11 protein-coding genes are annotated in these 10203 nt (G+C 46.3%); 9 read left to right on the plus strand and 2 right to left on the minus strand.

The features are described from left to right. Window position 1: 1 nt before the first annotated feature. Window positions 2-682 (plus strand): hypothetical protein, encoded by a 681-nt coding sequence (locus VF412_RS09150; protein ID WP_331338931.1) that lies wholly within the window; start codon window positions 2-4, stop codon window positions 680-682. 260 nt (window positions 683-942) lie between these two features. Continuing rightward, on the plus strand, window positions 943-1392 hold the full coding sequence (locus VF412_RS09155; RefSeq protein ID WP_331338932.1) for a hypothetical protein: 450 nt from the start codon (window positions 943-945) through the stop codon (window positions 1390-1392). Between the two features lies 1 nt (window position 1393). Here VF412_RS09155 and VF412_RS09160 read toward each other — a convergent pair whose 3' ends face one another. Further along, window positions 1394-3217, minus strand: a complete 1824-nt coding sequence (locus tag VF412_RS09160; RefSeq protein ID WP_331338933.1) for a sulfatase-like hydrolase/transferase — start codon at window positions 3215-3217, stop codon at window positions 1394-1396. A gap of 78 nt (window positions 3218-3295) precedes the next feature. On the opposite strand from VF412_RS09160, the gene VF412_RS09165 reads away from it, so the two are divergent. Both VF412_RS09165 and VF412_RS09170 read left to right on the plus strand, forming a co-directional pair. Continuing rightward, complete coding sequence (locus VF412_RS09165) at window positions 3296-3925, plus strand: MotA/TolQ/ExbB proton channel family protein (protein ID WP_331338934.1); 630 nt, start codon at window positions 3296-3298, stop codon at window positions 3923-3925. 2 nt (window positions 3926-3927) lie between these two features. Beyond that, window positions 3928-4332 carry a biopolymer transporter ExbD gene (locus VF412_RS09170; protein ID WP_331338935.1) on the plus strand — a complete coding sequence of 135 codons (405 nt, stop codon included), beginning with the start codon at window positions 3928-3930 and terminating at the stop codon, window positions 4330-4332. A 48-nt stretch (window positions 4333-4380) separates the two neighbouring features. Here the strand turns inward: VF412_RS09170 and VF412_RS09175 are convergent, their stop codons facing one another. Then, window positions 4381-5415 carry an immunoglobulin domain-containing protein gene (locus VF412_RS09175; protein WP_331338936.1) on the minus strand — a complete coding sequence of 345 codons (1035 nt, stop codon included), beginning with the start codon at window positions 5413-5415 and terminating at the stop codon, window positions 4381-4383. A 142-nt stretch (window positions 5416-5557) separates the two neighbouring features. Here VF412_RS09175 and VF412_RS09180 point away from each other — a divergent pair, with 142 nt between their 5' ends. The 5 genes from VF412_RS09180 to VF412_RS09200 all read left to right on the plus strand — a co-directional run. Next, window positions 5558-6067, plus strand: coding sequence for a hypothetical protein (locus tag VF412_RS09180; protein ID WP_331338937.1), 510 nt, complete (start codon window positions 5558-5560; stop codon window positions 6065-6067). A 197-nt stretch (window positions 6068-6264) separates the two neighbouring features. Continuing rightward, entirely contained in the window at window positions 6265-6930 is a 666-nt protein-coding gene (locus tag VF412_RS09185) for a hypothetical protein (RefSeq protein WP_331338938.1), read from the plus strand. A gap of 9 nt (window positions 6931-6939) precedes the next feature. Continuing rightward, window positions 6940-7803, plus strand: coding sequence for a CDP-diacylglycerol--serine O-phosphatidyltransferase (gene pssA, locus VF412_RS09190; protein ID WP_331338939.1), 864 nt, complete (start codon window positions 6940-6942; stop codon window positions 7801-7803). Further along, window positions 7784-8797: an aspartate-semialdehyde dehydrogenase gene (locus VF412_RS09195; protein ID WP_331338940.1), complete on the plus strand. Its 1014-nt coding sequence runs from the start codon at window positions 7784-7786 to the stop codon at window positions 8795-8797. The genes pssA and VF412_RS09195 overlap by 20 nt, the downstream gene beginning before the upstream one ends. Before the next feature lie 89 nt (window positions 8798-8886). Then, the coding region (locus tag VF412_RS09200; RefSeq protein WP_331338941.1) for a CFI-box-CTERM domain-containing protein at window positions 8887-10203 on the plus strand (1317 nt) is incomplete at its 3' end.

Raw genomic sequence — 10203 nt, forward strand, 5'->3', positions numbered from 1 at the left:
AATGAAATTGCAGGAAAGATCTTACAGCACAAAAATCCTGCGCCCGAAACCTTTGATTCATTCAGAGGATGACGGCTCTTTAGTCGTTGTGGCAACGTCGTGGGGTCAACCTGAACATGCACAACGTGTTGTCGACGAGGTGGTGAAGTACGTCAGTGCTGCTAAGGCCGACGTTGAAGTGACTTCTCCATTCGAGTTTTTGACGTGTCTTACTGACGAAGTGAACTACGTGCGCACCTCAATATTGATTGCGAATGACGTTCTCTATCGCGGTGAAAATCGCAATCAATATTTTTCTGGCGTCGAAGTCCTGACACTATTTAAGCGCGGCCCGCAAGTGGCGTATGCCCATGTCGGATGTCCAAGTTTGTTTTTGCAAAGAAACGGTCAGCATATGCAACCGCTTTCTATAGGTCTGGATCTTTCAAGTGAGCTTCAAGACAATATGAATCCTTTGCCTCCGTTGCCAGCGCAATTGTTGGGGCTTGATCCGACTTGCAATATTCAATGCGGTCACACTTACGTGCGCGAGGGTGATCAGTTGGTTTTGTTGGCGAGTAACTCTGTCGCGACATCTTTGTGGGGCCGTGAGTCCTATCAACAAGATTTGAGTGCTATTACAAATAGCATGATCCAAGAATCCCCAGAGTCTCCGTTCTGGTTGGGGCTCATAGCAGTTTAATTTATTTTATTCCTGTAACAACCACTTGTTCGCAGGAAGTTTAAACGTGGCGGATGGATGAGCGCTGGCGGTGGCTACACTGGTGTTCTTGTGAAAACCTTATCCCTTAAAGACGTCATAAAACTGCCTGATTCCGGTAACTGATCAGCTTTTAGACATCCTAAGAAGCACCAAAGCGAAAGGGTCTCTGATCGAGGGAAGTTTTTCCTTGGCACAACCTTCGCTATCAGAATCATGTCTTAAAAATATTGGGAGGACCTATGATTTCGACTCTTTCGAAGAGCCTGATGGCCCTGGCGCTTTTAACTTCTGGTAGTTTTGCGATGGCCACGGGTCTTTCTGATCTAAAAGCGGGCGACATCCTTGTTGCGCAGGATTCTGTGTCTGGTAAAGACTGCGAAATCAAGATCACGGCGATGGGTGATGACTCTATTTCTTTAATCCTTACTATTGGTGGAAAAGTGGCGCCAGAACTGGTCGCAAAGAAGGTTTTCTCGGTGAAGGAAAACTATGTTGGGACCTATACTAAAACTCCGAAGATTGATCCTGCGGACGGCTCTGTCTATAGTGATGATATCGAGGGCAGTTTAAATAGGAATCGTCTGACAGGTTTGGCTCGCTTTCAAGTGCAACGCATGGTGTGGGGTGAGCATAGTTATACTCCGTTTGATCCACACATTTCTTGTGATGGTTTAGAGCTTAGAAAATAAATCAATCCTCTTCGTCGATAGTGGCGAGAGCTTTATATGCTTGAGCTCGCACTTTTGCGAGTTCGGGCAGATGCAAAGCCAGCTCTGCACGGGAAGGTGCAAAGATATTGTCCCTTGATGTGTCCCACACGAGTCCCATGGCGATATTCGTTCGCTGAATCTCTTGATCTAACATGTAACTTTTAAATGAACGTTCGAATTTCTTTCTTTGAGTTTCTTTGGAAAGACCACGAACATCAGCGCGAATCCAATCTACCATTTCAAGGAAGAGCGGATCGCTGCATGCTTTCAAATGGGGCGTATCAAGCTCTTTCATCGTTAACAAAGCAATGCAAGGGTCGTCGGTCTTTGCGTTTTTGATATTGAGATTTTTCTCGCTGACGTACTGCCAAAGTGCAACTTTGTTGCGAACTCCTAAAGATTTTAATGTGTCCCAGTCCTTTTGATTCAGAGCAATTTGAGCCGCCCAGTTTTGCAAATCAAGGCTGCGACTTTGATTTGTGCTAAGACGCTTTAAATCGCGAAGAAGTTGTGCCTCTTGATCCGCTCGCATCCAGCGGGAATAAGAGATGCTCATTTTGTTCATCCACTCTGAGTTCGGTGGCTCATAAGGGGGAAACTGATTCTTGCGCAACAAACTTTGCAGTTTATTTGTTGTTGGCAAAATACTTTCTTGCAACATCGGAAGCGGATTCACCTCAAAGCGATCCACCAGTGTGTTGTAAAGGCGTGGGCTTTGATCATTGATGAGCAACACGTGATTGGAAATAGCGGCGGTTCTTAAAGGACCGGCATTTCTCCACATTGCCCAGCCAGATTCCAATAACATCGGACGTTCTTCAGGCCAATGAGTCGTCGGATTTTTCAAGACACTTAATAAAGAATGGCTAGGGAAATCGGCACTTTCATCATCAAGAATAGTCTCGCCTAATAGGTCATAAAGGGTGCGGCCCACGTCAACAAGGTTGACGTTTTGGTCGATCTTCCAATAGATGGCCTCATCGCGAGTTTTACTTTGTGCGGGCTTAATCAATAAAGCCACTTGAGTATTTTCACTGTGCAAATTTGTCGAAGCAAGCTCGCCCGTGCGGTCTGCAGTATTGTGTCCACTTAGGCCCACAAGGATTACTGTGGTTTTATCCCATCGCCCCGCAGCTTTCATTTGATGAATGAACTCATAAAGAGATTCATCGAGTTCATCTACTTGGCTTTCAAAACTTAAGTTTCGTGTTTCGCCAAGATCCGTTGTGGTGACCGTCGTGGAAAACGCCAAATCCGGCACATAAATCACGGAAAAGAACGGAGCATTGTTAGCTTCGTGTTTTAACCACTGCAGAAATTGCGCGGCATCTTTTTTAAATGGACGAAATAACGCTGAAAAATTCGGAATCAGGTTGTCATCAAATACTTCGAATCCCTGATTTAAACCCGTGCGACGAAAAACGGGGGCCCCTCCCGAGAAAAAGCTCGTGCGATATTCTTTACGCAGAGCAAGCTCAGGTGCTAGATCCAACTCGGGAGCTAGACCTGGACCTCCATTATGACGGATGCCGTGTTGAAAAGGATAAAGACCTGTTAACACCGAGGACAACGCAGGCACTGTTAGGGTTGACGGAGTGTAGGCATGGGTAAAGCGCACTGACTCTTTGCAAAGCAAGTGAAAGCCGCTGTGTATTTCACTCGGTTGTTCCTGATTGCAGTTCACGTCGCTCACTGAAAGCTCATCGACAGCGATGATTAATACAGAGGGCTTGTCATTTACCTGACAAGAGAGCTGGACTAGACTCAACAGGAAGAGTGTGAAGATTAAAATGATTCTCTGCATACCTTGACCGTGTGTCATCGATCTAGAGATAATGGATCAATAATCTTATAAGGTCAAAGATTTGGAGGAATTCACATCATGCTCGCAGAAAAAATATTTACCGTCGCACATCTATTGGACCAAGTCGTTCTTTGGTTCTTGCTTATCCTCAGTGTTTTGAGCATCGGTATGATTCTAGAAAGATTCTTTGCACTTAAGAAGGTGTCGGCGGAATCTCAACGTGTTCGTAATCGCATCAAACTGGCTTTGCAAAGCAATAGCGTAGAGGATGTAGAAGACCTTGCGAAAGACCCGAGCTGGTTGGAAGGCCGCGCAGCTGGCTATGCAATGAAGCACATGAAAGAGTCGGGCAGCAAAGGTTTGGAAGAAATCTTCAACACATTTGCTTTAACGGAACGTCCAGAGCTTGAGAAGTTTTTGAACTTCCTTGCGACTGTTGGTTCGAATGCTCCTTACGTGGGATTGTTCGGTACGGTTTTGGGTATCATGAAAGCGTTCAACGATTTAGCACAGTCACCGGAAGCGGGACAACAGACTGTTATGGCTGGTATCTCGATGGCCCTTGTTGCGACGGCAGCAGGTCTTTTCGTGGCGATTCCAGCGGTTATTTTCTATAACTACTACAGCAAGCAAGTTCGTGGAATTTTCCAAAGTCTTGAAAGCGTGAAAGAGCTTTGCCTCGCTTACGCTAAGAAAAAAGGTGTTTAACCATGGCAATGAAAACGGGACAAGATAACGACGCCATCGCGGATATTAACGTTGTCCCGTTGGTAGATATCATCCTGGTTGTATTGATCATCTTCATGGTCACAGCCCCGATGTTTATTAAGCCAACGATCAACGTGAACTTGCCGAAAGCGGCGAGCGGCGATCAGACAGCTCCAAGCAAATTGAATATCGCTTTGACTGCTGATGGACGTATTAACTTGAACGGCACTTTCGTCAACGAAGATGCCGTGAAAGCGAAAGCTCTTGAGGAAGTTCAAAAGAATTCGGAAGTGCAAGCCATCATTTCTGCGGATAAAGATACTCCGCATGGAAAAGTTGTTAATTTGCTGGATATCGTAAAAACCGCTGGAGTGAAGAAATTCGCGATCAGCATCGATAAAAAATAAGAAATAAAAAGGCCTGCGATAAGCAGGCCTTTTAGTTTGCGCGACTGTTTAGTTGCCGCCGCCTCCACCGCCGCCGCAGTTGCCGTTATCAGCCAACTGACAGGTGTCAGAGATAAACTTCAATTTGCCGTTATGACATTCAAAGTTCACAGCTCCAGCAACATACGAAACGCAGGAGTTGTTCGTAGCTGTATGAATGCGCGGGATGGATTGTGTGCAAGAAATTGCGACTTGGCCCAAGTACGGCAAAGCCCCGATAGACCATGATCTCAAGCCCGAATAACTTGCGTAAGCATACAGAATGTTTGCGAAGTCATAGCTTTGATTCAAAAGATATTTTCCGCGAGGACCATCGAAGTACAAATTGAAATACTGATAAGCTGTATCATAAGTTGAGGATGTGTAAGTGAAGTAAGATCCTGCATTGCAACCGATCGCTTGTTCAGCAATGCCGATGCGTGCACTCGCGCTCGTTAAAGTCGCGCCCGAAGAGTCCCTAATCACCACATAATAGGTGCCCTCTTTAGTCCAACGATCGGCAACATCTGCATACATTGAGTACTTGCCAAGGCCTGAAGTGATCGCAGCACCATCTTTGTACCATTGATACGAATAAGGATATGAGCCGCCTGTGACACCCAATTGAATTGTAAAGTTTTGTCCTTCATAAACAGTCTGACTTGAAGGTTGAGTCACGATGCGGAAACCTGTGCCGCCGCTGGAAGACGAACCTGAATTTGAACCAGAGCTTGATGAAGTGGAACCGCCAGAGGCCGAGATTCCAGAGCTGACACCACTACCGATTTGGATGGCACCATTGTTTGCAGAGCCCGAACCCGAGCTAGAACTGCCTCCACCAATGACTAGATTTGGAGAGTTTTGATTTGAAGATCGAGTCGAACCAGAGCTCGAGCTTCCCGACGTAGGTGAGGTGGAAGAGCTTTCGCTCGTGCATGCAGAACCCACGCTTCCGCAATTTGCTTGAGGAGCGCAATTTTGAAAGCTAACGATCATGAGCCCCATCATCGCCACAATCGACATGACGCGGAAATGTCGCTTCTTTTTGAGAAAACGTACTTTCATGATTCCATCCCCCGAAATCCTGATGTGTGTATTTATCGGAGTCTTGTTAGCTGTACTTAAGATGGTATTTCCACAATTCGTTCTGAAATCTCATAATGATACGCCTAAAGTCCTGACGTGCTTCTCCGATGAAGATCACATCATGTTTAAACGTCAGCCTTCAGACATTCAGTTCATTGCAGTCACTTTGGTGCTTGTTGTTCTTTTGGGAGCACGCACATTTTATTCTTTGACAGAAGAAGAGGAAGTTTCCGTGGCTCCAGCCGTGGCTTCGCAATCTGTATTGGCGTCGAATAAGCGTACTCCCGCAAGCGTTCCTCAAGGTGATGCGGTATCATTGAAATCGGCTTTGGAACAATTCACTTCGATGGATCTGAATTGCTCAAAAAAAGGCGCGTTCAAAGTTTCTGTGCGCGGAAACTTTGTACAATTTCAGGGTAAGAGCTGCGTGAAAGGTTTCAACGAAGGCCAAGTTGAGATTGTGAACAAAAGCAACGGTTACACCGCCTCGATCTTCCCACGCGGTACTGATAAATACCAAACGGACCTTATCCAACTTCAAAACGGAGACAACGAAATCGCGATTCGCTATCGCGAGCGCTCTGGTAAGTCCGTTGAAGAAGTCGTTCACGTGACTTCAATTAATATCTAAAAACGCGACCACTCCTCGGAGTTAAGCCTTTTCCTGTGCACCCTGACAGAACCCTGTCTCAATGCGTGGGTTTTGATTGCCTACTTTTCGCTCTTAGATTTAAATAAGCCCAAAGAATATCGACCACTTAATGCATTCGGCCAGAGTAGGATCAATTAAATTGATTCTAGGGAGGCCTCACTTTAAGGTAGCGCCGAATGATTTTAGAAGGACTGACTCAAACCGTGGATCTAAAGAAGCGTTCGGACATTCACTATGCTCGAAAAATCTGGCACATGTCGGGCGTGTTTACTATGTTCCTAGCTTACGTTTATATGCCGCCCGCAGTATCGATGACGATTCTTGCGGTCGCTTGGTGTCTTTTCGTGCCTTTCGATTTTTTGCGTCAAAGATATCCAGCACTTAATGATTGGGCATTACACGCGTTCAAACCAATTATGCGCCAAAGTGAGGCTAAAAATTTGGCGGGTACAACGTTCCTTCTCACGGGCGTTCTTCTTGTTGATATCGTTTTTCCTCGTCCCGTCGTGGCTTTGACTTTGTTGTTCTTGGCTTTCGCGGATCCTATCGCAAGCTACTTTGGAATTTTGTACGGTAAAGATAAAATCTTTGGCCACAAATCCATCCAAGGCTTCATGGCAGCGTTCTTTGTTTGCATGATCTTAACGCTCATTTATCTTTTGGCTCACAACTATCTTACAGACAGACTGATTGTCGTGAGTTTGCTTGCTGGCTTGGTCGGCGCGTTCGCAGAACTTATTCCAATTGGTAAGCTCGATGACAATCTGACTCTCCCTCTTATGAGTGCTATTGGAATATCTATCCTATTTTATTTCTTTGGATTTTTTGCCAACGTCGGGTAGATTCCCGGCATGGCAACAGAATACACACACCACAATATTGATTCCGAAGATGCCAGAGCACAGCGCTTGGCGATGTACATCTACATTCTTCCAAACTTGATGACCACTGGGAACTTGTTCTCGGGTTTCTTCGCAGTGATTCAAGCAATCAAAGGAAACTATCTTTGGGCAGCTTACGCAATTGTTGTTGCGGCAGTGTTTGACCAACTCGATGGGCGCTTGGCTCGTTTGACTCGTTCAACAAGTAAGTTCGGTGCTGAATACGATTCTTTGTGCGACCTTGTGAGCTTCGGTATGGCTCCGGGTGTTTTGCTTTTCTTGTGGGCTCTTCAGCCATTCGGTCGTTTGGGTTGGGTCGCGTGCTTCCTTTTCGTTGCGTGCGGAGCTTTGCGTTTGGCTCGTTTCAACGTTCAAGCGGGCGTTGTCGAGAAAAACTATTTCCAAGGTCTGCCAATTCCAATGGCAGCAGGTATTGTGGCTTCTTCAGTTTTGGCATTCCAAGATTTGGAACTAGAGCCGATGGGGAACTATGGTCTTTTGATCATGACAATCTTGCTTGCGATCGTCATGGTCAGCAACTTCCGTTTCCGCAGCTTCAAAGATTTGGATTTGAAAGAGCGTCTTCCATTCCGCTATTTGATCCTTGGCGTAGGTGTCCTTGTTGTTGTCGCTCTTCGTCCGGAAGTGATGCTATTTGTTTTGTTCATGAGCTATGCGGCTTTAGGTGCCGTATTTGGTGTCTTTAAACTTGGTAAAAACATTCGCAAGATCAAACCGAGTGTTTATGCTCCCGCTTCAGTTCATGAAAGCGATCTAGTCCTCGAAGATGAGGAAGAAGAAGTGAGCAAGCCAGATGACAAAAAGAAAACTTAAAGTCGGTGTTGTTGGCGCGACCGGAATGGTCGGCCAAACATTTATGAACATCCTTGCCGAGCGCGAGTTCCCGATTGAGGAGCTTCGCCCTTTTGCCTCTGAAAATTCCTTGGGCAAAAAGATCTCTCTTCAAGGTAAGGAATGGCCTTGCCAAGTTCTGAAAGAGAACTGCTTTGATGGTCTCGACTTGGTTTTCTTTTCTTCAGGTGATGACATCTCTAAAGAGTGGGCTCCAAAGGCCGTCGCTTCTGGTGCTTTCGCTGTCGATAACTCTGCCGCTTTCCGTATGGATCCAAATACCGTGTTGATTGTTCCTGAAGTGAACGGTCATTTGGTGAACAAGGATTCCAAACCACAAATTATCGCAAATCCCAACTGCTCAACTATCCAATTGGTAGTGGCGTTGAAGCCTCTTCAAGACAAATTCGGTTTGGAAGAAGTGCGCGTTAGCACATACCAGGCAGTCAGCGGCGCGGGTAAAGATGGTTACGACGAGTTGCTAACTCAGACGGCGAACCATGAACGGGACGAGCACGCTCCGAAAACATTCCCGCATCAGATTTTGTTCAACTGCATTCCGCAAATCGGTTCTTTTAACGATCAAGGCTTCTGTTCTGAAGAAGTAAAGATCATGAAAGAGACGCGTAAGATCTTAGGTCAGCCAAATCTGAAGGTATCCGCCTTTACAGTTCGTGTCCCAGCTTTGAATGCTCATAGCGAATCGGTTTGGGTCACTTTGAAAAAAGAGACCTCTCAGGAGCAAATTTTGGAAGCGCTCCACAATTTCGAGGGAATTGTCGTTCAAGATGATCCTAAGAAAAGCGTTTATCCTTTGGCGCATAAGGTGTCAGGTGAAGACCCGGTTTATGTGGGGCGTATTCACCGCGATCCCGAAGATCCGAAGATGTGGTTGATGTGGGTTGTTTCTGACAACATCCGCAAAGGGGCCGCATTGAACGGAATCCAAATCGCCGAACAAATCTTCTTTACCTAGCGTCACTAAGCACCGAAAAAGTGTCCTGACAAAGGTCGGGGCGGTCCAGTCTTTTTGACAATGGCCCGGACTAATGGTGCGATATAAGAATGTCGAGCAGGAAGCTTACATTACCTTTAATCGCCTCAACCCTTTTGCTTTTTTCAGCAAACGCGCTGGCGGATATTACCCTCACTCAAGCGGCGGGTGCTTCACTGGTCGATCTCACTGGTTCCACTCAAGGCACGACGACTGGAAATGGCACGACGACAACGGTGACTCCATATATCTATGGAGGTATCGCGGGGACTTGTACGCCCGCTTCGACAACAGATACTTGTGATAGTTGTGCGAGCCAAACTTCGCTGGCCACTTGTAATCATAACAATGTTTCTGTCAATGGTAGCGTCGTTCTAACTTTTACTACAACTGACACATCAGCGACAGTTGCGCCAGAGATTCGGGCGACTAGTAGTTCCGGCGTAATTTTAGACAGCGCGCCGAACTGGACGACAGGGGCGACATCGTTTACGACGACAATTCCCTGGGCGACCTTGTGTACCAACTTTTCGTCGGGCGCAAGCTCAAGTTGTAGCAGTGATGGCAGTGTTGATGTTTGGGTCGGTTTCCCAAGCAATAGCGGAGCTTCCAGTTATACAACAGTTCACGTTGTCTTTCGTAATGCCAATACCACGGCCAATTACACGGACTGCCTCAATGGGGATGACGGAACAAATTACGGGTTCTGTCATTTTACGACGTATCCTGGTGATGGAAAGATTTATGCAGAAGATTTGACAGCGGCGAACAACTTTCCGGCGTCACCGAATGCCAGTTCGAAATTTACGAATCTTTTGTTCTTTTATGATAAGCAGCAAAGCACTGAAGATGATCTGACTATTTTAAGCCGGATTACGAGTGCTTCGGAATACTTTAGTTTAGCGATGAATTTGAATGCGACTCCGCCGGTTGCGGATGATCGTATCACGGGTCTTACCAATGGTGTTCGCTATTGCCTTGTGATGGCTAGCCAAGATGCAACTGGGATCATCAACTACTTTACGAAGACCAGTGATTTTCCGGCGGCTGGTGCTCAGTCGGGCTTCTGTACTTCTCCGGAACCAGTCGTTGGACTTCTTGATGACAAACACTGCTTTATCGCAACGGCAGCTTGGGGCAGTGATATGGCTCCGGAAGTTCAAAGCTTCCGCGATTTCCGTAACAAATATCTTTTGCCATTCGCGTGGGGGCAAAAGTTCGTAAAGACTTATTATAAGTACAGCCCGAAATACGCGAACATGATTGCTGGCAATGAAACGGCCAAGACAGTTGTGCGTTCGTTGTTGTGGCCGTTACTGTTATTTGCACGTATGAGTGTGGCATTTGGATTCTGGATCAGCCTTGCGATCATGGCGGCAGCTTTATGG

This window comes from Bdellovibrio sp., assembly GCF_036384735.1.
In the GTDB taxonomy this organism is placed as follows: domain Bacteria; phylum Bdellovibrionota; class Bdellovibrionia; order Bdellovibrionales; family Bdellovibrionaceae; genus Bdellovibrio.